The sequence below is a fragment of the Calditerricola yamamurae genome, from assembly GCF_054654135.1.
Genome location: NZ_BAAIFH010000004.1, coordinates 180870 through 204442, shown reverse-complemented (window position 1 = coordinate 204442; position 23573 = coordinate 180870). Strand labels below are relative to the sequence as shown.

Below are 23573 nucleotides of genomic sequence, written 5' to 3'. Positions count from 1 at the left end.
GGAGCGCGGTGATTCGCAAGACGAAGATTGTCTGCACCATTGGTCCGGCGAGCGAAGACGTGGCCACGCTCAAACGGCTCATCCAGGCGGGGATGAACGTGGCCCGGCTCAACTTCTCCCACGGCACCCACGAGGAGCATGCGCGGCGGATTGCGAACATCCGCCGGGCAGCGGCCGAGCTGGGCGCGACGGTGGCCATCCTCCTCGACACGAAAGGGCCGGAAATCCGTACCGGCATGCTCAAGGAAGAGCCGGTGACGCTGCGTGAGGGAGACATCTTCACCCTGACCACCGAGGACGTGCCCGGCGATGCCACGCGGGTGTCGATCACCTACGATGGGCTGCCCCGTGACGTGAAGCCCGGCAACACCATCCTCATCGACGACGGGCTGATCGCCCTTACCGTCCTGGAGACGACGGAAACGGAGATCCGCTGTCGGGTGGAAAACGGCGGGGAGCTCAAGTCGCGCAAGGGGGTCAACGTGCCCGGCGTGCGGGTGCGCCTGCCGGGCATCACCGAGAAGGATGCCGCGGACATCCGTTTCGGCATCGCCCAGGGCGTTGATTTCATCGCCGCCTCCTTCGTCCGTAAAGCGGCCGACGTGCTGGAGATTCGCGAGATTCTGGAAGGGCACGGTGCCGACATCAAGATCATCGCCAAGATTGAAAACCGCGAGGGCGTGGCCAACGTCGACGAGATCCTCGAGGTGGCCGACGGTCTCATGGTGGCCCGCGGCGACCTGGGCGTGGAGATTCCGGTCGAGGAAGTGCCGCTGGTGCAGAAGGAACTGATCGCCAAGTGCAACCGTGCCGGCAAGGTGGTCATCACCGCGACGCAGATGCTGGACTCGATGCAGCGCAACCCGCGGCCGACGCGGGCGGAGACCAGTGACGTTGCCAACGCCATCTTGGACGGCACCGACGCGGTGATGCTCTCCGGCGAGACGGCGGCGGGCAAGTACCCCGTCGAGGCCGTGGAAACGATGGCCCGCATCGCCTTGCGCACCGAGCAAGCCCTGCCCTACGCTGAGTGGTTGGCCAAACAGAAGGCGGCTCAGGGGCAGACGATCACCGAGACGATTGGCCAGGCGGTGGCGGGTGCCTCGGTGGCCCTTAACGCGGCGGCGATTATCGCCCCGACGGAAAGCGGATACACGGCCCGAGTGATTGCCAAGTATCGTCCCAAGGCGCCCATTGTCGCCGTCACCCCCCACGAGCGGGTGCAGCGGCAGCTCACCTTGGTGTGGGGCGTTATCCCCCTCGTCGGCCAGACGGCGACGACGACCGACGAGATGCTGGAGGAGTCGGTCGCTTGTGCGGTGGCCTCCGGCGCGGTGCGCCACGGCGACCTCGTCATCATCACGGGCGGCGTCCCGGTGCGCGAGGCGGGGACGACCAACCTGATGAAGATCCACGTCGTCGGCGACATCGTGGCCAAGGGCCTGGGGATCGGTCGCACAGCGGTAACAGGCAAGGTAGTCGTTGGGCGGACGGCGGAGGAGGTGCTGGCCAAGATGACCGACGGGGCCATCCTCGTCACGGTGGCCACCGATCGGGACGTGATGCCGGCCATCGAGCGGGCGACGGCGGTCATCACCGAGGAAGGGGGGCTCACCTCCCATGCGGCCGTGGTGGGGCTTTCCCTCGGCATTCCCGTCGTTGTCGGCGTAAAGGGCGCCACCGAGCGGTTGAAGGACGGCATGGTGGTGACGGTTGATCCCGAGCGAGGGCACATCTATGCCGGGTACGCCAAGGTGCTGTGACCGGCTGCCGCGGCGCCAAGCCCATCCGGGCAACGGGAGGTGGACTGATGCGTACGCCAGGGGAGAGCCGGGTGCGGTGGACGGAAACGTCGCTGCGGGTGCGCTATGCCGAAACCGATCAGATGGGCGTGGCCTATTATGCCAACTATCTGACGTGGTTTGAGATCGGGCGCACCGAGTGGATCCGCGCGGTGGTTCCGTATCGCGAAATCGAAGCGCGGGGTCTCCTGCTTCCCGTGCTCGAAGCGCGGTGCCGGTACCTCGCCCCGGCGCGTTACGATGACGAGCTCATTGTGCGCACGGCTCTCACCCGGTGGGGCCCGGTGCGCCTGACCTTTGTCTATGAGATTCGGCACGCGGATCACCCGCAACCGATTGCCGAAGGGGAGACGGTGCACGCGTGGGTAGATCGGGCGTTTCGCCCCGTCAACCTCAAGAAGCACAGCCCCGATCTCTACCGGCTTCTGTCGGCGGCGGTTTCGGACGGGCCGGAATCGGCATGACCGGGACGAGCGCAGCCGCTCCGAGGGCTGCAGGCAGTGCGCGCAAGGGAGGCGATGGTGCTGGTTCGGCTCTTGCTGTTCTTGGTGTTCCTGGTTGTTCCGCTCCTCGAGCTGTGGGGCCTGATTCGCGTGGGCCAGTGGATCGGTGCGTGGCCGACGGTGGCTCTCGTGCTGGCCACCGGCCTGGTTGGCGTCTCCCTGGCCCGTGCGCAGGGGTGGCGCATTTGGCGAAGGGCGCAGGAGAAACTCGCGTACGGCGAGCTTCCCGGGGACGAGCTCCTCGACGGTTTGGCCGTATTTGTCGGCGGCGTGCTGCTCTTGATGCCGGGATTTTTCACCGATGTGCTTGGGCTCGTCTTCCTGCTGCCCCCGAGCCGGGCGCTCATCAAGCGCAGGGTCAAGCGGCGGCTGTGGCACCAGCTGGCGCGCGGGACGCACGTGGTGTGGTGGAGGCGCCAATGGTGGTAGATGCGCGGGATACGGAGCGGACAGCACATGCGCATCGACGGTCGGCGCCCGAAGGACAGGGTGGAACCCAAGCAAAAACGCGGGAGGACGCGCATCGTCCTCCCGCGTTTTTCTCATACCCGCGTGATGTAGGTCCACAGGTCGCGGAACACGCCCGCCCGCTTGAGGGCACCCAGGATGACAACGAAGGCAGGTCCCGCGATGAGGCCGACAAATCCCCATAGCTTCAGCCCCACAAACAGGGCGATGAGCGTCACCAGGGGATCCAGCCCGACGTTGGTGGCCAGCACCTTGGGTTCGAGAATCTGGCGGACAATAATGATGATCACGTACAGTGCCGACAGGCCGATGGCCAGCGCAATCTGCCCGGTAATGAACAGGTAGGCGATCCACGGAACGAAGACCGCCCCGGTGCCGAGATAGGGGAGCAGGTCAACCAGGCCGGTGAGCAGGGCAATCGTGACCGCGTAGGGCACGCGGAGGAGAAGCAGCCCGACCAGGACGAGCAGGGCGGTCACCGAGGTCAGCGTAAGCTGGGCTTTCACGAAGCCAACAAGCGCCCGCCGCAGGTCGACCATCACCGCCCGCGTGCTGTCGTGCAAGGGAACGGGGATCCACTCCACGAGGGTGCGCCGGATGCGCCGGAAGTCTTTGCTGATGAAAAAGGTGGCCAGCAGCACGATGACCATGACCGTCGCCGCGTTGGGGAGCGACAACAACAGATTTTGCAAGGCTTGCAGGAAACCAACGGCCAGTTTGCCCCCGCTATCGGCCAAGCGCTCCACGACATCCTGCACATGCTGGTGGATGCGCGCCTGGCTTTCTGGATCAAGGGCCTCGTAGAAGTGGTTGAACCGCTCGTACAGCGACTGGGTCAGCTCGACCGTGAGCAGCTGGGTGAGCCGGTAGCGGAATTCGGTGATATACCGCGGAATTTGGTTGGCCAGCGTGCCGATTTCGCCGATGATCTCCGAGATCACGATGCCGAGGATCGAGAGCATCAGGGAAAGCAGCAGGGCCATGGTCAGGATGACGGCTAGCCAGCGCGGCAGCCGGGCCTGTTTTTCCAACCGGTTGACGAGCGGATTGAAGGCGATGGCCAGCAAGAACGCGATGAGAAACGGGTAGATCAAGGGCAGAACGGTGTACACGCCCCACGCGAGGAGGCCGACGATTACCGCCACCTTGAACAGTCGGTACAGACGAACCGCATCGCGGATCCATTCCGGAGACACCGCGTTCGCTCCTTTCCCTCGCGTTGGACCAAATTCTCTTTTCATTGCCATTGTACGGGTATTGCGGACGTGTACGCAATGTGCCGGGCTTGCGGATTTGCCGTTTGGAATCTGGTTTCACCTTGTGCTACAATGAAAAACGTGGTGAAACACGGAGGTTGGCGCGGAGCGACGGAAGCGTGTCGTCTCTTGCCGCTTAGCTTTTTCGTGTCAGGAGACGCAGTTTTTCGAAAATACGCGCGGAAGGAGAGATCTGCATGACGGCGAACACGGGGCTTGAAGGCGTGGTTGCCTGTTCTTCGGCGATCAGCTCCATCATCGACGGTGTGCTGACGTACCGCGGCATCAACATCGACGAGCTGGCGGAGCGGGCCACCTTTGAAGAAGTGGTCTTCCTGCTGTGGAACGGGCGGCTCCCGAAACGGGACGAGCTGGAGACGCTCAAGCGGGAGCTCGTAGAAAACGGCTCCATTCCGGACGAAATCGTGACGCTGCTCAAATCCCTTCCGATCCGCACCACCCATCCAATGGCCACCCTGCGCACGACGGTGTCGGCGCTGGCGGCATTTGATCCGGAAGCCGAAGACAACAGCGAAGCGGCCAACCGTCGCAAAGCGCTGCGCCTCCTGGCCAAGGTCGGCACCCTTGTGGCGGCCATCTCGCGCGTGCGGGAGGGTAAGGAGCCCCTCATGCCGCAGCCGGGACTGTCGTTCGCCGAGAACTTCCTCTACATGCTGAAAGGCCAGAAGCCGGAACCCGTGGCGGCCGAGGCCTTTGACAAGGCACTCATCCTCCATGCCGACCACGAACTGAACGCCTCCACCTTCGCCGCGCGGGTCACCGTGGCCACCCTCGCCGACATATATGCCGGGGTGACGGCGGCCATCGCCACCCTCAAGGGACCGCTGCACGGCGGGGCCAACGAGCGCGTCATGGCCATGCTCGAGGAAATCGGCGATGTGGACCGCGTGGAGTCCTACTTGGACGACAAACTGGCCAAGAAGGAAAAGATCATGGGCTTTGGCCACCGCGTGTACAAGAACGGCGACCCGCGGGCCAAGCATTTGCAGAAGATGGCCGAGAAGCTCTCTGCCCTTACCGGAAACGAGCGCTACTATCAGATGTCGGTGAAGCTGGAACGCTTGATGCTCGAGAAAAAGGGCCTGAAACCCAACGTGGACTTCTACTCGGCCACGGTCTACCACTGCCTGGGCATTCCCCGCGACCTGTTTACGCCCATCTTCGCCGTCAGCCGCACGTCGGGGTGGACGGCGCACATCCTCGAGCAGTATGCCAACAACCGCCTGATCCGTCCGCGGGCGGAATACGTCGGGCCGCAAAACGTCCGCTACGTGCCCATCGACCAGCGGTGAGGGGCGGTCGACCGCCTCTCCCGCCGGGTTTGGTAGGTTAGAAACGTGGGAGGGATTGCCTTGGCCTTGTTCCAGTTATACGAGGAGCCGAAAACCGGGGAGAAGATCACTATTGAAGGCGGAAAGCTTCGCGTTCCGGATCACCCCATCATCCCCTTCATCGAGGGGGACGGCACCGGTCCGGACATCTGGGCGGCGGCAAAGCGCGTCCTCGATGCAGCCGTGGAGAAAGCCTACGGCGGGAAGCGCAAAATCGCGTGGTTTGAGGTGTATGCCGGCGAAAAGGCATACAAGACCTTTGGCACGTGGCTGCCCGAGGACACGCTGACAGCGATTCGGGAATACCTGGTGGCGATCAAAGGGCCCCTCACCACGCCGGTTGGCGGCGGGATTCGCTCCCTCAACGTCGCCCTGCGCCAGGAGCTCGACCTGTACGCCTGCGTGCGCCCGGTGCGGTGGTTCCCTGGGGTCCCCTCTCCGGTGAAGCATCCTGAACTGGTCGACATGGTCATCTTCCGCGAGAACTCCGAGGACATCTACGCCGGGATCGAATGGCCCGCGGGGAGTGAAGAGGTCCGGAAGGTGATCGCCTTCCTGCAGAACGAGATGGGCGTCAAGAAGATTCGCTTCCCCGAGACGTCGGGCATCGGCATCAAACCGGTGTCGAAGGAGGGTACGCAGCGCCTGGTCCGCGCGGCCATCGAGTACGCCCTCCAGCACGGCCGCAAGAGTGTGACGCTCGTCCACAAGGGCAACATCATGAAGTTTACCGAAGGGGCCTTCAAGAACTGGGGCTACGAGGTGGCCGAACAGGAGTTTGGCGACAAGGTCTTCACGTGGGCGCAATACGACCGCATTAAGGCCGAACACGGTGTTGAGGCGGCCGACAAGGCCCAGAAGGAGGCGGAAGCGGCCGGGAAGATCATCGTCAAGGATGTCATCGCCGACGCCTTCCTGCAGCAGATTCTCCTACGCCCGGCGGAGTACGACGTGATCGCCACCCTCAACCTGAACGGCGACTACATCTCCGACGCGCTGGCGGCGCAGGTGGGCGGCATCGGCATTGCGCCGGGGGCGAACATCAACTACGTGACCGGGCATGCCGTGTTCGAGGCCACGCACGGCACGGCGCCGAAGTATGCCGGATTGGACAAGGTCAACCCGTCATCGGTCATCCTTTCCGGGGAAATGATGCTGCGGTACCTCGGCTGGACCGAGGCGGCCGACCTGATCATCAAGGCGATGGAACGGACCATTGCCAACAAGACGGTCACCTACGATTTTGCCCGCCTGATGGACGGGGCCAAAGAAGTGAAGTGTTCCGAGTTTGGCTCGCTGCTCATCGAGAACATGGGATGAGGGGGAACAACCATGGCATTTCGACGGCACAAAATCGCGGTGATCGGCGCCGGCTTCACCGGCGCGACGACGGCCTTGATGCTGGCGCAGAAAGAGCTGGGCGATGTCGTGCTGGTGGACATTCCGCAGCTCGAGAACCCGACGAAGGGCAAGGCCCTCGACATGTACGAGGCGACACCGGTGCTGGGCGTTGACAGCCGCATTGTGGGCACGGCGGACTATGCCGACATCCAGGGGTCCGACCTCGTCATCATCACCGCCGGCGTGGCCCGCAAACCCGGCATGAGCCGCGACGACCTCGTGCACACCAACGCCAAGATCATGAAAGCGGTGGCCGAGCAGGTGAAGGAACACGCGCCGAATGCGACGGTGATCGTGCTCACCAACCCGGTCGACGCGATGACCTATGTCGTGTACAAAACGACCGGTTTCCCGAAAAACCGCGTCATCGGGCAGTCGGGCGTGCTCGACACGGCCCGCTTCCGCGCCTTCCTGGCCGAAGCGCTGGGCGTCTCTGTGGAGGACGTGACGGGCTTCGTCCTCGGCGGCCACGGTGACGACATGGTACCGCTCGTCCGCTATTCCTACGCCGGGGGTATCCCGATCGAGAAGCTCCTACCCAAGGAGACCATCGACGCCATCGTCGAGCGCACCCGCTACGGCGGCGGCGAGATCGTGAAACTCCTCGGCACGGGCAGTGCTTACTACGCGCCGGCGGCAGCCCTCGTGGAGATGGCCGAGGCCATCCTCAAGGACAAGAAGCGCATCCTGCCGGCCATCGCCTACCTGGAGGGCGAATACGGCTACCGCGACATGTACCTCGGCGTGCCGACAATTCTTGGCGGAAACGGGCTGGAGAAGGTGATCGAGCTCGACCTGACGCCGGAAGAGAAGGCGGCCCTCGACAAGTCCGCCCAGTCGGTGCGCAACGTGATGGCGCTGCTTGATGTGTGAAAGGAGCGAAGAGGAAACGGGGCCGGGCATTCGGCCCCGTTTCCGGTTTTTTGGGGCCGTTTTTGACCGGGGAGGAATGCGGAAGGCTGGTGTGTCCCTCGCCTTGGTTGTAAGCGTTTACGGAAGAAGCCGTTTGTGGGCTTGGGAAACGCTCTTGCACCAAACGAGGGAGAAAAATGACGCGAATTTGTAAGAAATCGGTCTTGTATGACGGTGGCCAAACCGGTAGAGTAGAAAGTAGTGCATTTTCAACTCGTGGGGGATTCAGACACTTGAATCGATTCTTTCGGATCCTTCGTTTTTCGGAATTGAGAAAACCGGTAGGGGTCTTCGGCTGCCCGCGGTGCAGCCCTGACCATAGAACACCAAGGACAAAGGGGGTTTGCTTCGCATGGGCAAGCGCAAATGGCTTGCATCGCTTCTGTCTCTTTTCCTCGTGACCAGCTTGGCCCTTGCCGGGTGCGGTTCCACGGAGACCGCACAGCAGGGCGGGCAGTCCAGCGGTGGCGACGCGAAATCGTCGGAGCCGCAAATCCTCACGGTTCAAATCCGTTCGGAGCCGCCGTCCCTTTCGCCGACGAAAGCAACGGATAGCGTCTCCGGTGAGATCCTTAACCACCTTATGGAAGGGCTCACGCGCCTGAACGACAAGGGCGAGCCGATTCCGGGGATTGCCGAAAAGTGGGAGGTTTCGAACGACGGCCTGACCTACACGTTCCATCTGCGCAAAGACGCGAAGTGGAGCGACGGCCAACCGGTCACGGCCCACGACTTCGTGTACGCATGGCTGAAGTTGCTGGACCCCAACTCGGCGGCTGACTACGCGTACCAGCTCTTCTACTTGAAGAACGGCGAGGCCTACAACCAGGGCAAGGTCAAGGCTGAGGACGTCGGCGTCAAGGCGCTGGACGACTATACGCTGCAGGTGCAACTGGAAAAGCCCACGCCGTACTTCTTGAGCCTGTGTGCATACAAGTCGCTGTTCCCGATCCCGAAGCATGTGGACGAGAAAAACCCGAATTGGCACGCCGAGGCGTCTACCTATGTGAGCAACGGGCCGTTCGTGTTGGCTGAATGGGCCCATGACTCGAAGGTCGTCCTGAAGAAGAACGAGCACTACTACGCGAAGGACGAAATTAAGCTGGAACAAATTAATTTCCTCATGATAAACGATCGAAATACGGCGTACCAGATGTTCGAAACCGGGCAACTCGATGCCTTGGAGGACAACTCCATCCCGAACGACCTGCTGAAACAGCTGATCGACGAGGGCAAGGCCAAAGTGATGCCGTATTTTGGCACGTACTACTACGTGTTCAACACGAAGGACAAAATCTTCAGCAACGCGAAGATCCGCAAGGCCTTCGCCCTGGCCATCGACCGTCAGGCCATTGTCGAAACGATTACCCAAGGCGGTCAGAAACCGGCCCTTGCCTTCGTGCCGCCGGGTGCGCAGGGTGCAAACGGCGACTTCCGCGAAGAAGGCGGAACCTACTTCAAGGACAACGATGTTGAAACGGCGAAAAAGCTGCTTCAAGAAGGGCTTACGGAGCTTGGCCTGAGCAAGCTCCCGCCGGTTGAGCTGAAGTACAACACCGACGAAGGGCACCAAAAGATTGCCGAGGCCATCCAGCAGATGTGGAAGCAAAATCTTGGTGTCGAGGTCAAGCTGTCCAATCAGGAGTGGAAGGTCTACCTCGATTCCATCGACCACGGCAGATTCCAAGTGGGCCGCATGGGATGGATCGGTGACTATGTTGATGCGATGACGTTCCTCGACCTCTTCGTCACGGGGGGCGGGAACAACTATCCGAAATGGTCCAACAAGCAATATGACGAGCTGATCGCCAAGGCGAAGTCCTCGAACGATCAGGCGGAACGGGCCAAGTACATGCACGAGGCCGAAAAGATCCTGATGGACGAAATGCCGATCGCCCCGATCTACTTCTACACGCGCCAAGTCCTCGAGAAGGACTATGTCAAAGGTGCGGTCCGCGTGCTGTTGGGTGAGCCCGATTACACGCGGGCGTGGATTGAGGGCAAGCAGCAGTAAAATCTTCGGTTTTCGGTCTGCAGGGCACGATACCGGTAATTGGGACGAGGTATACCCCGTTGACGGGGTATACCTCTTGTTCCGATCGAAAGAATTTGCCGTGCGATTGGAGTGGGACGACCATGGTGCGGTATCTCCTGAAACGCCTTGGATGGATGGTCTTGACGTTGTGGCTGATCGTAACCTTGACCTTTATTCTCATGCACAGCATTCCCGGGGATCCGTTTAGTCAAGACGGGAAGAAGTATCCGGAGCAGATCCTCAAAAACCTCCGCGAGAAATACCACTTGGATGAGCCGCTTCCGGTGCAATACGTCCTGTACCTGAAGAACCTGTTGATGTTCGACCTCGGCCCTTCGATCAAGTCGGAAACGCGCACGGTCAACGATGTAATCGCGGACGGGTTCCCGGTATCGTTTCAGTTGGGGATGGCGGCAGTCACATTGGCCTTGGTGGTGGGGATTGCGCTGGGCATGATTGCCGCGCTCAAGCACAATTCCGTCCTTGACAACACGGCGACGGCACTGGCCGTCATTGGGGTGTCGGTGCCGAACTTCATCATGGCACCGCTGTTGCAAAAGTATTTCGGGTTGAAATGGAAACTTCTTCCCATCGCACAATGGGGCTCCTTTGAGCACGTGATCCTACCGGCTGTTGCGCTGTCCTTCCTGCCGCTGGCCGTCATTGCCCGCTTCACCCGTTCGAGCATGCTGGAGGTCCTCAACCAAGATTACATTCGCACGGCGAAGGCAAAAGGGCTATCCCAAAGCGCGATCATCTTTCGTCATGCGCTGCGAAACGCGCTGATGCCGGTCATTACCTACCTGGGACCGTTGCTGGCCACCATCTTGACGGGTACGTTCGTGGTGGAGAAAATATTTTCCATTCCTGGGCTTGGAAGATATTTTGTGGAAAGCATAACCAACCGTGACTACCCCATGATCATGGGCACGACCATTTTTTATGGCGCGGTCTTGGTGGTGATGATGCTGTTGGTGGACCTGGCCTACATGTTGGTGGACCCGCGCATCAAGCTGGCGAGCGAGGAGGATTGAGGCATGGCGGCGACGATTCCCAACGAGCTGTTTCGCCCGTTAGACCGAACAGAGCTTAACGCCGAGCGCATCGCCCGCCCTACGGTGACGTACTGGCAGGATGCGTGGCGGCGTTTGAAACAGAACAAGCTGGCCATGGTCGGGCTGGCGATCATTGTGCTGTTGGCGGTGTTGGCGATTGTCGGTCCGCTCTTGACGCCGTACAGTTACGAGTATCAGGACCTGCGGCAAAAAAATCAGGCTCCCTCGGCGGAGCACTGGTTTGGCACGGACGACCTCGGCCGTGACGTGTTTACGCGCACGTTGTACGGGGCACGAATCTCCCTTACCGTCGGCGTGGTGGCCGCGCTGCTTGACTTGATCATTGGTGTCATCTATGGCGGTATTGCCGGCTTTATGGCAGGGCGAGGCAAGCGGGGCGAGCAGATCGACAACGTGCTCATGCGCATCGCCGACGTCTTGTACGCCATCCCGTATCTCCTTGTCGTCATCCTGCTGCTTGTGGTGATGGAGCCCGGGATGGTGCCGATCATCATCGCCCTCGTGGTGACCGGATGGGTGAACATGGCCCGTCTCGTGCGGGGGCAAATCTTGCAAGTGAAGCAGCAGGAGTTTGTGCTTGCCGCGCAGACGTTGGGGGCCGACGTGCCGCGCCTGTTGCGCAAGCATTTGATCCCCAACGTCATCGGCGTGATCATTGTGCAGCTGACGTTCACCATCCCCAACGCCATTTTTATTGAATCGTTTTTGAGCTTTCTGGGCCTCGGCGTGCAGGCCCCGATGGCCAGCTGGGGAACGATGGCCAGCGAAGCGGTGGGCGTGGTCTTCAGTGGGCAGTGGTGGCGCCTGTTTTTCCCGGCCTTCTTCATCTCACTAACCATGTTCGCCTTCAACGTGTTCGGCGACGGGTTGCGCGATGCGCTCGATCCGCGGCTGCGGAAGTGAGGAGGGAGAGGAAATGCGCGAAAAACTGCTGGAAGTGCGCAACTTGGCCGTGTCCTTCAAGACGTACGGCGGTGAAGTGCAGGCCGTGCGCGGCGTCAGCTTTCATGTGTACAAGGGGGAGACGGTGGCCATCGTCGGCGAGTCGGGCTGCGGCAAGAGTGTCACGTCGCAGACCATCATACGCCTGACACCCGGCATCGTAAAAAGCGGAGAGATCCTCTTTGAAGGGCGTGATCTCCTGAAGCTGACGGAAAAAGAGATGCAGCGGGTACGCGGCAAAGAGATCGGGATGATCTTTCAGGATCCGATGACCTCCCTCAACCCGACGATGACCATCGGGCGGCAGATCGCCGAAGGCCTGATGAAACACCAGGGGCTGAGCAAGAAGGACGCCCTTGACCGCGCGGTGGAGATGCTGCGCCTTGTCGGGATTCCGCAGCCGGAGTCGCGCATCAAGCAGTATCCGCACCAGTTCAGCGGCGGGATGCGCCAGCGGGTGATGATCGCCATTGCCCTGGCCTGCAACCCGAAGCTGCTCATTGCCGACGAGCCGACGACGGCCCTCGACGTGACGATCCAGGCGCAGATTATCGACCTCATGAAGGAGTTGCAGCGGAAGACGGGGACCTCGATCATCCTGATCACGCACGACCTCGGCGTGGTGGCCGACATCGCCGACCGCGTGATCGTCATGTACGCCGGCAAGGTGGTGGAAGAGGGCACCGTCGACGAGATCTTCTACAACCCGCAGCATCCCTACACCTGGGGGCTGTTGCGGTCGGTGCCGCGCCTCGACGCCGATCGTTCGCAAGAGTTGGCGCCCATCCCCGGAACGCCGCCGGATCTCTTCGCCCCGCCGAAGGGCTGCCCGTTTTGCGCGCGCTGTGACTATGCGATGGAAGTGTGCCGTGACCACATGCCCGAAGAGACGGCCGTCTCGGCGACGCACCGCGTCTCGTGCTGGCTGCAGGACCCGCGTGCGCCGAAGGTTGAGCGGCCGCTTGTGGCGGAAGGGGTGAACGCATGATGCAGACGCTCACGCAGCCGAAGGTGGCGCAAGCGCCGCAACAAGACATCATTCTCGAGGTGCGCAACCTGAAAAAGTACTTCCGTGTCGGCCGCACCGGCGTGCTCAAGGCCGTCGACAACGTCAGCTTCTTCATCCGCCGCGGCGAGACGCTGGGGTTGGTCGGCGAGTCGGGGTGCGGGAAGTCGACGACCGGCCGGACGATCATCCGCCTGTACGACGCCACGGACGGCGAGGTGCTGTTCAAGGGGAAGAACGTCCACAAGCTGAAGGGGGCCGAGCTGAAGCGCTTCCGCCGCGAGATGCAGATGATTTTCCAGGACCCCTATGCGTCGCTCAACCCGCGCATGACCGTGGCCGACATCATTGCCGAGGGGCTGGACATCCACGGCCTGGCCTCGGGTAAGGAGCGGATGGAGCGTGTGTACGAGCTTCTGGAGACGGTCGGCTTGAACAAGGAGCACGCCAGCCGCTTCCCCCACGAGTTTTCCGGCGGCCAGCGCCAGCGCATCGGCATTGCCCGCGCCCTGGCCGTGGAACCCGACTTCATCATCGCCGACGAGCCAATTTCGGCCCTCGACGTCTCCATTCAGGCCCAGGTGGTCAACCTGATGAAACGCCTGCAGCGGGAGAAGGGGCTCACCTACCTCTTCATCGCCCACGACCTGTCGATGGTCAAATACATCAGCGACCGCGTGGGCGTGATGTACCTGGGCACACTGGTCGAGCTGACGGAAAGCGAGCGGCTGTACGAGAACCCGCTGCATCCGTACACCGAAGCGCTGTTGTCGGCCATCCCCATTCCCGATCCGCGCGTCGAGCGCACGCGGGAGCGCATCATCCTCCAGGGGGATGTACCTAGCCCGATCAACCCGCCGAGCGGCTGCCGGTTCCGCACGCGCTGCCCCAAGGCCAAGCCGGTCTGCGCCGAGATGGAGCCAGTGTGGAAAGAGGTGGAACCCGGGCACTGGGTGGCTTGCCACCTGTACGCGTAGGCGCAGAGAGCATGAAAAAGCCGTGGGTCGTGCAACCCACGGCTTTTTCGTCGCATCATCAGGTTTGCTCGAAGAAATAGAGCAGGCCCAGCGAGAGGCCGAGGAAATAGACCGCCATCAAAAACGGCACCAAAAGCAGGCGCGCGCGGCGTTGGGCGCGCCGCACCTCTTGCGGGGCGCTTCGGGCGGGAGAGGGGGCGAGTTCCGAACCGTGCGAAGGGTTTCCCGAACGGGCGAGCCGCCGGAAACCGGCGAAAAAGGCGTCAAGAAACCCCGACTGGTAAATGGCGGCGGCTGCGGTGAACGACAGGAAGGTCAGACCGATCAGGAAGGTGGTGTTCACAATCCATAGCTTTTGTGTGGGCGTCGTCAGCGGCACGAGTGCCACCAGTGTCAACACGAGGGCGAGCACGGTGAGGTTGAAGCGGGCAATCCAGGCGTGCTTGGGCTCGCGAGGCACGGCGGTCCCTCCTTTTTGGCGAAGCATTCTTCGGCGCGGTCGGCAATCTTTACGCGGACTTAAAATTTTCCTTCTTCTCTCTATGGTATCATGATGGAGCGAAGGGTAGGACCATCCCATCGGGGGGACCCCACGTGGAAAAGATCTTGGTCGTCGATGACGAGGTGCCCATTGTCACGCTGCTGCAGTTCAACCTCGAAGCAGCGGGATATGTGGTGGTGACGGCGCTCGACGGTCAGTACGGGTATGAGCTGGTGAAAAAGGAGCGTCCCGATCTGATCATCCTCGACCTCATGCTGCCGGGGATGGACGGGATGGAGTTTTGCAAGCGGCTGCGCCAGGAGAACGACCACACGCCGATTTTGATGCTCACCGCCCGCGACGACGAGTTGGACAAGGTCCTCGGCCTGGAACTCGGGGCCGACGACTACCTGACCAAGCCCTTCAGTCCGCGGGAACTGGTGGCGCGCGTCAAGGCCATCTTGCGCCGCGCGCGGCGGCCCGCACAGGAAAGCGGCGAGGAGGCGGAACGGCTGGCCGTGGGCGAGCTGGTTCTTTACCCGGAGAAGCGCGAGGTGTACAAGGGGACGGAACCGGTTGAGCTGACGCCCAAGGAGTTCGACCTGCTGTGCTATTTGATGCGTCACCGCGGCAGGGTGATGACGCGCGACCAGCTCCTCAATGCGGTGTGGAACTACGAGTACGTCGGCGATTCGCGCATCGTGGACGTGCACATCAGCCACTTGCGCGAAAAAATTGAGGACGACACCAAGCGCCCGGTGTACATCAAGACGGTGCGCGGCATTGGCTATAAGCTGGAGGGACCGAAAGACAGATGACAGGGCAACCGGGGAGCGGACCGGTGGCGGGGATTGTCTTCCGCTGTGCCGCCTTGTTTGCCGCGGGATTTCTTGCCGCCTGGGTGGTCAAGGACGTGGGCGGGGCCGCCGGAGGTGCGGCCCCGTCGTACAATGGCTGGCTGGGGGCGGGCGTCATCCTGCTGGTCGTCCTTGTTTTCGCCGGAGCGGCCGTTGTGTCCATGGTGCGCGCGTTTTCCCGACTGGGAAGCGCCTTGGGCGCCCAGATCACGAGCCTGGAAGAAAACGCGGCGCGCCTATCCGGCGTCCTCCAACAGATGGCCAGCGGCGTGCTGGTGGTGGACGACGCCGGGCGGGTGGTGCTTGTGAACCGGGCCTTCGAGCAGCTCAACGGGGTTTCCCGGGAGCGCGTCATTGGTCGCTCGTACAAGGAAGCGGTGCGCTCGATGGAGCTGGCCCGACTCGTGGAGCGCGTCTTTCGCCGGCAGGAACCGGCACGGGACGAGCTGCGCTGGACGTTTTCCCGCGAGTGCATTCTGGACGTTCACGCCGTGCCGTTCCGCCGCGGGACGACAGGCGAGCTGGTTGGCGTGGTCGTCGTGTTGCACGACATCACCGAGATTCGCCGCCTGGAGCAGGTGCGCCGCGAGTTTGTCGCCAACGTGTCGCATGAGCTCAAAACGCCGGTGACGTCCCTCAAAGGCTTTGCCGAAACCCTGCTCGATGGGGCGATGTACGACGAGAAGACGTGTCGCGCCTTTTTGGAAATCATCTACGAGGAAAGCGAGCGCCTCAGCCGGCTGATCCAGGACCTCCTGCAGCTGTCCCAGATTGAAAACCGGCAGATTGTCCTGCGCAAAGGGCTGCTTTCCGCCCGCGACGAGATGGCCGACGTGCTCCGGCTCATCGCCCACACGGCAGAGGCGAAACGGCAGACGGTGGAAAATCGCGTGCCCGAAGGCGTGCGCGTGTATGCCGATCGCGATCGCCTGCGCCAGATCCTCCTCAACCTACTGAACAACGCGATCGCCTACACGCCGCCGGGTGGCCGCATCACGCTGACCGGCGGCGAAAACGAGGAGAGCACCTGGCTGACGGTCCGGGACACCGGCCCCGGTATCCCGCGCGAGCATGTCAGCCGCATCTTTGAGCGCTTCTATCGCGTTGACAAGGACCGCTCGCGGCGCTCGGGCGGCACGGGATTAGGACTGGCCATCGTCAAGCACCTGGTGGAAGCCCATGGCGGGCGAATTGAGGTGAAAAGCAAGCCCGGCAAAGGTACCGCCTTCACGGTGTACCTGCCCAAGCCCGAGCACACGGAACCGGAAACGGGGGTCGAGTAAGGGGCCCCCGTTTCCCGTTTTTATGAGAAGGAAGGATCGCCTTACAGGTGGGCGGTGCCGAGGCTTGCCGGGCAGTCCGGCCGACTCGTTTTGCCCGCCGCTTCGGCCCTGTGGTATGATGGACGGGAGAGACGAAGAGGAGCGGGTGTGAATGGAAAAGCTGGTCCTCATCGACGGCAACAGCATCGCCAACCGGGCGTTCTACGCGTTGCCGCCGCTCACTCTGGCCAGCGGGCAGCACACCCACGCGGTGTACGGGTTTACCACGATGCTGCTGAAGGTGCTGGAAGAGGAGCGGCCCACGCACCTTTTGGTCGCCTTTGACGCCGGCAAGGTGACCTTTCGCCATGCCCGATTTGAGGCGTACAAGGGCAAGCGACACAAGACGCCGAACGAGCTTTCGGAACAGTTCCCGCTGATCAAGGACGTCCTCGACGCCTTTGGCATTCGCTATCATGAGCAGGAAGGGTTTGAAGCCGACGACATCATCGGCACGGTAAGCGCATGGGCCGAAGCGCGCGGACTGGCCACGCGCATCGTAACCGGCGACAAGGATCTGCTTCAGCTGGTGTCGCCCCATGTCACGGTTGCCCTCACAAGAAAGGGCATCAGCGAGACGGAGCGCTACGATGAGGCGGCCATCCGTCAGAAGTATGGCCTGACCCCGGCGCAGCTTGTCGACCTGAAGGGGCTGATGGGTGACGCATCGGACAACATCCCCGGCGTGCCGGGGGTGGGGGAAAAGACGGCTCTCAAGCTGCTTGCGCAATTCGGGTCGGTGGAGGAAGTGGTGCGCCGGGTGGACGAGATTTCCGGCCCCAAGCTGCGCGAGGCGATTGCCGCGCATCGCCAGCAGGCCCTCGTGAGCAAGGAACTGGCGATCATCCGGCGCGATGTGCCCCTCCCCTTTGCGCTGGAGGACCTGCGCTACGAGGGGTTTGCACCGGAGTCGGTGCGCGAGGTGTTTCGCCGACTGGAATTCCGGTCGCTCATCGAGCGCCTGCCCAATGTGCCGGGGGCGCGCACACCGGAAAACGCCGCGAGCGGAGGGGGAGAAGGGGATGCGGCGCCGGCCGTCCTCGATGTGGCCATCGCGGGGACGTTGGAGGATACCGAGCTGGAGCGCCTGTTGACGGCACCGGCGGCGGTGGTGATTGAGCTCGACGGCGACAACTACCACGAGGCGGAGCTCTTGGGTGTCGGCGTTTACAGCGACGCGGGGGCTCTCTTCGTGCCGGCCGCCGAGGTGAAGCGATGGGCGGCCTTTCGCGCTTTCCTTGCCGATCCGGCGCGGGAAAAATGGGTGTACGACGGCAAGCGCGGCGAGGTGGCCCTGCGCTGGCGGGGCCTTGCGCTGGAGGGCATCGCCTTTGACGTCCTGATCGCTTCCTATCTCCTGAACCCCACGGAAAGCCGCCACGCCCTTTCCGATCTGGCCCCGCGGGTCGGCCTGCCGCTTGCGCCTGACGAGGAGGTGTACGGCAAGGGGGCCAAACGCCGCACGCCGCCGGTGGGTGAGCTTGCCGCCCACGTATGCCGCAAAGCGCAGGCCATCTACCGGCTCAAGCCGCTCCTGGAACGCGAGGTGGAAGAGGCGGAGATGAACGGCCTCTTCTATGACCTCGAATTGCCCCTTTCGCGCATTCTAGCGGCGATGGAGCACGCCGGCTTCCGCGTCGACACCGATCGGCTCAGGGAGATGGGCGCAGAATTGGAACGGCGCCTGGAGGAGCTGACCGATGAAATTTACCGCCTGGCGGGCACGCCCTTCAACATCAACTCGCCCAAACAGCTCGGGGAGATCCTCTTTGACAAGCTGGGTTTGCCGCCGCTGAAAAAAACGAAGACCGGTTATTCCACGAGTGCCGATGTGCTTGAGAAGCTGCAGGATGCCCATGAGATTGTGCCGAAGATTTTGTATCACCGTACCTTGGGCAAGCTGAAGTCGACGTATGTGGACGGCCTGCTGAAGGAAGTTCACCCCCGTACGGGGAAGATCCATACCATCTTCAACCAGGCCCTGACCGCCACCGGGCGGCTCAGCAGTGCCGAACCCAACCTCCAGAACATTCCCATACGCATTGAGGAGGGCCGGCGCATTCGCCAGGCCTTCGTCCCGTCAGAGCCGGGATGGAAGCTCCTTTCCGCCGACTATTCGCAGATTGAGCTGCGCGTCTTGGCCCACCTGTCGCAGGATGAGGTCCTGGTTGACGCCTTCCACCGCGACATGGATATTCACACGCGCACGGCGATGGACGTTTTCGGTGTGCCGGAGGAGGCCGTCACCCCGCTGATGCGGCGGCAGGCCAAGGCGGTCAACTTCGGCATCATCTACGGCATCAGCGACTATGGGCTGTCGCAGAACCTTGGCATTCCACGCAAGGAGGCGGCGGCGTTCATTGCACGCTACTTCGACGTGTTCCGCGGCGTCAAGCGGTACATGGAGGACGTGGTCGAAGAGGCGCGCCGAAGGGGGTATGTGACGACACTCCTCGGTCGGCGCCGCTTCTTGCCAGACATCCACAGCCCCAACTACAACCTGCGCAGTTTCGCTGAGCGGACGGCGCGCAACACGCCGATCCAGGGCACGGCGGCGGACATCATCAAGCTGGCGATGGTCAACCTGGCGCGCCGCCTGAAGGAGGAAGGGCTGCGCAGCCGGCTCATCCTGCAGGTACACGACGAGCTGGTGTTCGAGGTCCCGGAAGAGGAACTGCCCGTCATGCGCGAGCTGGTGCCGGCGGTGATGGAGCGCGCCGTGCGCCTTTCCGTGCCACTCAAGGTGGACGTGCACGTCGGCGCCACGTGGTACGACGCGAAATAGGCCCGGGGGTGACAGGGGGAGAAGGGAGGGACGGCTGTGCCGGAACTGCCCGAAGTGGAAACGGTGGCCCGCACGCTGCGCGAGCTCGTCGTCGGCAAGCGCGTGCAGGAGGTGGACGTGCGCCTGACCAAAATCGTCAAGTACCCGCCCGATCCGGTGCGGTTCGCCGACCACCTGGCCGGCCAAACGGTGCGGGGAACGGGCCGCCGCGGGAAATACCTGAAGCTCGTGTTCGACGATGTTGTTCTCGTGTCGCACATGCGCATGGAGGGACGCTACATGCTGCATGCCGCGGGCGATCCCGAGGAGCCCCACACCCATGTCGTGTTCCGCTTTACCGACGGCACCGAACTCCGCTACCGCGACACGCGCCAGTTCGGGACGATGCACCTGTTCCCGAAGGGTGCGGAGGAGTGCCAGCCGCCCCTGTCCGCCCTGGGGCCCGAACCGCTTGACCCGGGATTTTCCGCGGAGGACTTTTCCACCCGCCTGCGTGCGCGGCGGACGCGGTTGAAGGCGCTGCTCCTTGATCAGACGTTCCTGGCCGGACTGGGCAACATCTATGTCGACGAAGCGTTGTTTGGCGCCGGCCTGCATCCGGAGCGTCCGGCCCATACCCTGACGGCGGACGAGGCGGTGCGGCTGTTCCACAGCATTCGCCGGACGCTGGCGCGCGGAATCGCCCGCGGCGGGGCGTCGGTCCGTTCGTACCGAAACGGGAAAGGCGAGATGGGAATGTTTCAATTGGAGCTGGACGTATACGGCCGGCGGGGGGAGCCCTGCCGCCGCTGTGGAACGCCCATCGTGCGCATTGTGGTGGCCGGACGGGGCACCCACCTGTGCCCAACGTGCCAAACGTGAGGAAGGAGCGGTGGCCGTGCGATTGGGATTGACCGGGGGGATTGCCTGCGGGAAAAGCACTGTCCTGGCGATGTTCGTCAAGTGGGGCATCCCGACGGTGGACGCCGATGTGCTCGCGCGCCGCGTGGTTGAGCCGGGCGCACCGGCGTGGCGGGAGATCGTCGAACGGTTTGGGCCGGACATCTTGCTTCCCGATGGCCGGATTAACCGCAAGCGCCTGGGCGCGCTCGTCTTTGCCGACGAACAGGCCCGGCGCGAGTTGAACCGCATTGTCCACCCGCGGGTGCGCGAGATCATGTGGCGCGATGTGGAGGAGGCCGAGCGGCGGGGTGCGAAGTTGGTCGTGTGCGACGTGCCGCTCCTCTACGAGAGCGGGTTGGAAGACCGCTTTGATGCGGTGATGGTCGTCTACGTTCCGCCGGAAGAGCAGCTCCGGCGGCTGATGGTCCGCGACAGCCTTACCCGGGAGGAGGCCCTGGCCCGCATCCACGCCCAGATGCCGATCGAGGAGAAACGCCGCCGCGCCGATTACGTGATCGACAACAGCGGCTCCCTCGCGGAAACCGAACGGCAGGTGAACGCCTTTCTCCGCCAAGTGGGGGTGGCGCCATGAGGTTTTCGCGGCGGGAGTGGGCGCTCCTCTTCCTGCTGGCCACGCTCTTTGCCCTGTTCAACGCCTCGCTCGTGTGGGAATGGCTCTACCCCATTCGGTATGAGGGGGAGATTGCCCACGCGGCGGCGCAATACGAGGTGGATCCCTACCTGCTCTTGGCCATCATTCGCATCGAAAGCAAATTTAACCCCTACACCGTTTCCGAAAAGGGAGCCGTCGGCCTCATGCAGCTCATGCCGGAGACAGCGGCGTGGGTGGCGAAAAAGGCCGGTTTGCCGCGGGAGCTGGCGATGCACCTCGAGGATCCCGCCGTCAACGTGACCCTGGGGGCATGGTATGTTCGTTACCTGCTGGACCGGTTTGCGGGAAATACTGCGCTGGCCGTGGCGGCGTACAACGCGGGGCCCAACGCCGTTGACCGCTGGCTGGACCGCAAGGTATGGGACGGGCGGTGGGAGACGGTGTCGGCCATCCCGTATGGGGAAACCCGCCATTTTGTCCAGCGCGTCCTGTACTACCACGGTCGATACCGGGCGGTGTACGAAGACCGCTTTGCCCACCTGTTGGAAAGGGCACAGCGGTAAGCCCTCCATCCGCACGTGGCGCGAGGTGTTGCGTTGCGTGCGGGTTTTTTGTTTCCGCGCGGCGTCGGACGGCAGGTAGATGATATACCATTGCCAAATGTGACATACTGATTATAATAAAAATGGGGTTATCGTATGGATGATTTTCGGGGAACGGAAAGCCAGTTGGAGGGGATGCGTGTTCATGGCGGTAAAGATTGGGATTAACGGATTTGGACGCATTGGCCGCATGGTGTTTCGCAAGGCGATCGGCGATCCGGAAATCGAGGTGGTGGCCGTCAACGCGACATACCCCGCGGCGACGCTGGCCCACCTCGTCAAGTACGACACGATCCATGGCCGCCTGGATGCCACCGTCGAGGCGAAGGAAGACGCGTTGATTGTTAACGGCAAGGTGACGAAGCTGCTGGCCGACCGCGATCCGGAACGCCTAGCGTGGGGAGAGCTGGGCGTTGACATCGTCATCGAAGCCACAGGAAAGTTCCGTGACCGGGAAGGAGCATCCAAGCACCTCAAGGCCGGTGCCAAGAAGGTGATCATCACCGCGCCGGGGAAGGACGAGGACGTCACCCTCGTCATGGGGGTCAACGAGCACGTCTACGATCCGGAGAAGCACCACATCATCTCGGGTGCCTCGTGCACGACAAACTGTTTGGCCCCGGTGGTGAAAGTGCTCCATGAAGCCTTCGGTATCGAAAACGGCCTCATGACCACCGTGCACGCCTATACCAACGACCAGAACAACCTCGACAATCCCCACAAGGACCTGCGCCGTGCCCGGGCGTGCGCGCAGTCGATCATCCCCACCACCACCGGTGCGGCGAAAGCGGTGGGCAAGGTTCTGCCGGAGCTGGCCGGCCGTCTGAACGGCATTGCCCTGCGCGTGCCGACGCCCAACGTTTCCATTGTGGACCTGGTGGCCGATCTGAAAACCGATGTGACGGTGGAAGACGTCAACCGTGTGCTCCGCGAGGCGAGTGAAGGGCCGATGCAGCCCTACCTCTTGTACACGGAAGAGCCTCTCGTGTCGAGCGATTTCATCGGCACCGAGCAGTCGGCCATCGTGGACGGGCTGTCGACGATGGTGATGGGCTCGCGAAAGGTGAAGGTGTTGGCATGGTATGACAACGAATGGGGGTATTCTTGCCGGATGCTCGACCTGGCCAAGTTCGTGGCCAAGCGGCAGATGGCGGGCGTCTACGCGGGTTAACCATAAAATAACAAACAATTGTCTCGGATCCACGCGCCTCGGTGAGGCGCGTTTTCGCTTGTTTACCGGGACAAAATTGGATACAATAACGATGAATTTTTGTTGGGGGAAGGAAAATGGAGCCAAAAGGAGGGATTGGCGTGAAGGCGACGCAGCTGTGGTTTACCGAGGATCAGACCCCCAGTTACAAGGTGCAGTGGCGCCTGCGCGAGGTGTTGCATACGGAACAGACGCCGTTCCAGGAGCTGGCCATCGTTGACACCTACGATTTCGGCAAGGCATTGCTTCTTGATGGCATCATCCAGGTTACCGAGAAGGATCACTTCATATATAATGAAATGATTACGCACATTCCCCTGTCTGCCCACCCCAACCCGCGGCGCGTGCTGATCATCGGCGGTGGTGACGGCGGGGCCCTGCGGGAATGCCTGAAGTACGAAACCGTTGAACGGGTGGACATGGTGGAAATCGACGAACGGGTGGTGGCCAACTGCGAAAAATACCTCCCCGAGATCGCCAGCGAGTTTCGCAACCCGCGTGCCCGCCTGATTTTCGAGGACGGCTTGAAATACATTAAAACGGTGCGCAACGAATACGACGTGATCATCGTCGACTCCAGTGACCCCGTCGGCCCGGCGGTGCAGCTGTTCGAGCGCCCGTTCTATGAAGATGTGGCGCGCGCGCTGAAAGACGACGGGTTGATGGTTTGCCAGAGCGAATCGCCCTTTTTCAACCTGGACGTGCTGCGCAAGGTGGTGGCCGCGCTCCGCGACCTGTTCCCGATCGTTCGCCCCTATCTGGCGGTGATCCCGACGTACCCGAGCGGCTTGTGGAGCTTCACACTGGCCTCAAAGAAAGTGGACCCGCTTGCCGTTCCGCGGGAGCGGCTCAAAACGTTCGATACCCGCTATTACAATCCGGACTTGTTCTACGGGGCGTTCGCCCTTCCGGAAATGGTGAAGCGCGCCATAGAATAAGCAGAGGAGAAGGAGAGGTACGGTACCCGGTTTTCCGGCCGGCGGTGTCCGGCCGGAAACTGGGTAAAGTTTTTATTGCATTCCGAGGGTGAACGACGTATACTATCTCTCGTGAACTTTTTTCAACAAGAAAAGGGAACCAGCATCTACTTA

At 62.2% G+C, this 23573-nt stretch carries 21 protein-coding genes; 19 read left to right on the top strand and 2 right to left on the bottom strand.

The genetic code is table 11. The features are described from left to right. The first annotated feature begins 8 nt into the window (after positions 1–8). Genes pyk through ACYQ0Z_RS02370 form a run of 3 tightly spaced genes read left to right on the top strand, consistent with a single transcriptional unit; the run spans position 9 to position 2734 of the window. A complete protein-coding gene (gene pyk, locus ACYQ0Z_RS02380; RefSeq protein ID WP_459864072.1) occupies positions 9–1763 on the top strand; it encodes a pyruvate kinase in 1755 nt (584 codons plus the stop codon). A 47-nt stretch (positions 1764–1810) separates the two neighbouring features. Further along, positions 1811–2266, top strand: a complete 456-nt coding sequence (locus tag ACYQ0Z_RS02375; protein WP_459864070.1) for an acyl-CoA thioesterase — start codon at positions 1811–1813, stop codon at positions 2264–2266. Positions 2267–2320: 54 nt separating this feature from the next. Continuing rightward, entirely contained in the window at positions 2321–2734 is a 414-nt protein-coding gene (locus tag ACYQ0Z_RS02370; protein WP_459864068.1) for an FxsA family protein, read from the top strand. A 113-nt stretch (positions 2735–2847) separates the two neighbouring features. Here ACYQ0Z_RS02370 and ytvI read toward each other — a convergent pair whose 3' ends face one another. After that, the gene (gene ytvI / locus ACYQ0Z_RS02365; RefSeq protein ID WP_459864066.1) at positions 2848–3969 is read right to left on the bottom strand and encodes a sporulation integral membrane protein YtvI; all 1122 of its coding nucleotides are present in this window, start codon (positions 3967–3969) and stop codon (positions 2848–2850) included. A gap of 257 nt (positions 3970–4226) precedes the next feature. Between ytvI and citZ the strand changes: the two genes are divergently transcribed. The 8 genes from citZ to ACYQ0Z_RS02325 all read left to right on the top strand — a co-directional run bounded on the left by citZ (position 4227) and on the right by ACYQ0Z_RS02325 (position 13730). After that, on the top strand, positions 4227–5342 hold the full coding sequence (gene citZ, locus ACYQ0Z_RS02360; RefSeq protein ID WP_459864064.1) for a citrate synthase: 1116 nt from the start codon (positions 4227–4229) through the stop codon (positions 5340–5342). Between the two features lie 66 nt (positions 5343–5408). Next, the gene (gene icd, locus ACYQ0Z_RS02355) at positions 5409–6701 is read left to right on the top strand and encodes an NADP-dependent isocitrate dehydrogenase (RefSeq protein WP_459865074.1); all 1293 of its coding nucleotides are present in this window, start codon (positions 5409–5411) and stop codon (positions 6699–6701) included. 12 nt (positions 6702–6713) lie between these two features. Continuing rightward, positions 6714–7655, top strand: coding sequence for a malate dehydrogenase (gene mdh / locus ACYQ0Z_RS02350; RefSeq protein ID WP_459864062.1), 942 nt, complete (start codon positions 6714–6716; stop codon positions 7653–7655). 391 nt (positions 7656–8046) lie between these two features. Continuing rightward, positions 8047–9708 (top strand): peptide ABC transporter substrate-binding protein, encoded by a 1662-nt coding sequence (locus ACYQ0Z_RS02345; RefSeq protein WP_459864060.1) that lies wholly within the window; start codon positions 8047–8049, stop codon positions 9706–9708. Between the two features lie 122 nt (positions 9709–9830). Continuing rightward, the gene (locus tag ACYQ0Z_RS02340) at positions 9831–10763 is read left to right on the top strand and encodes an ABC transporter permease (RefSeq protein WP_459864058.1); all 933 of its coding nucleotides are present in this window, start codon (positions 9831–9833) and stop codon (positions 10761–10763) included. Between the two features lie 3 nt (positions 10764–10766). Next, positions 10767–11708, top strand: coding sequence for an ABC transporter permease (locus ACYQ0Z_RS02335; protein WP_459864056.1), 942 nt, complete (start codon positions 10767–10769; stop codon positions 11706–11708). Between the two features lie 13 nt (positions 11709–11721). Then, on the top strand, positions 11722–12735 hold the full coding sequence (locus ACYQ0Z_RS02330; RefSeq protein ID WP_459864054.1) for an ABC transporter ATP-binding protein: 1014 nt from the start codon (positions 11722–11724) through the stop codon (positions 12733–12735). After that, a complete protein-coding gene (locus tag ACYQ0Z_RS02325; RefSeq protein WP_459864052.1) occupies positions 12732–13730 on the top strand; it encodes an ABC transporter ATP-binding protein in 999 nt (332 codons plus the stop codon). Before ACYQ0Z_RS02330 ends, ACYQ0Z_RS02325 begins: the two co-directional genes overlap by 4 nt. Positions 13731–13788: 58 nt before the next feature. On the opposite strand, the gene ACYQ0Z_RS02320 is transcribed toward ACYQ0Z_RS02325, so the two are convergent. Continuing rightward, positions 13789–14190, bottom strand: a complete 402-nt coding sequence (locus ACYQ0Z_RS02320) for a DUF3899 domain-containing protein (protein ID WP_459864050.1) — start codon at positions 14188–14190, stop codon at positions 13789–13791. A 134-nt stretch (positions 14191–14324) separates the two neighbouring features. Here ACYQ0Z_RS02320 and ACYQ0Z_RS02315 point away from each other — a divergent pair, with 134 nt between their 5' ends. From ACYQ0Z_RS02315 to speE, 8 genes are all read left to right on the top strand, one after another. After that, positions 14325–15029 (top strand): response regulator, encoded by a 705-nt coding sequence (locus ACYQ0Z_RS02315; RefSeq protein ID WP_459864048.1) that lies wholly within the window; start codon positions 14325–14327, stop codon positions 15027–15029. Then, complete coding sequence (gene pnpS, locus ACYQ0Z_RS02310) at positions 15026–16351, top strand: two-component system histidine kinase PnpS (protein ID WP_459864046.1); 1326 nt, start codon at positions 15026–15028, stop codon at positions 16349–16351. The genes ACYQ0Z_RS02315 and pnpS overlap by 4 nt, the downstream gene beginning before the upstream one ends. A 151-nt stretch (positions 16352–16502) precedes the next feature. Beyond that, positions 16503–19175 carry a DNA polymerase I gene (gene polA / locus ACYQ0Z_RS02305; protein ID WP_459864044.1) on the top strand — a complete coding sequence of 891 codons (2673 nt, stop codon included), beginning with the start codon at positions 16503–16505 and terminating at the stop codon, positions 19173–19175. 36 nt (positions 19176–19211) lie between these two features. Then, positions 19212–20036, top strand: a complete 825-nt coding sequence (mutM, locus tag ACYQ0Z_RS02300; protein ID WP_459864042.1) for a DNA-formamidopyrimidine glycosylase — start codon at positions 19212–19214, stop codon at positions 20034–20036. A gap of 10 nt (positions 20037–20046) precedes the next feature. After that, positions 20047–20649, top strand: a complete 603-nt coding sequence (coaE, locus tag ACYQ0Z_RS02295) for a dephospho-CoA kinase (RefSeq protein ID WP_459864040.1) — start codon at positions 20047–20049, stop codon at positions 20647–20649. Next, on the top strand, positions 20646–21233 hold the full coding sequence (locus ACYQ0Z_RS02290) for a lytic transglycosylase domain-containing protein (protein WP_459864038.1): 588 nt from the start codon (positions 20646–20648) through the stop codon (positions 21231–21233). The genes coaE and ACYQ0Z_RS02290 overlap by 4 nt, the downstream gene beginning before the upstream one ends. Positions 21234–21417: 184 nt before the next feature. Further along, entirely contained in the window at positions 21418–22443 is a 1026-nt protein-coding gene (locus ACYQ0Z_RS02285; RefSeq protein WP_459864036.1) for a glyceraldehyde-3-phosphate dehydrogenase, read from the top strand. A 140-nt stretch (positions 22444–22583) separates the two neighbouring features. Beyond that, positions 22584–23420: a polyamine aminopropyltransferase gene (gene speE, locus ACYQ0Z_RS02280; RefSeq protein WP_459864034.1), complete on the top strand. Its 837-nt coding sequence runs from the start codon at positions 22584–22586 to the stop codon at positions 23418–23420. Positions 23421–23573 lie beyond the last annotated feature (153 nt).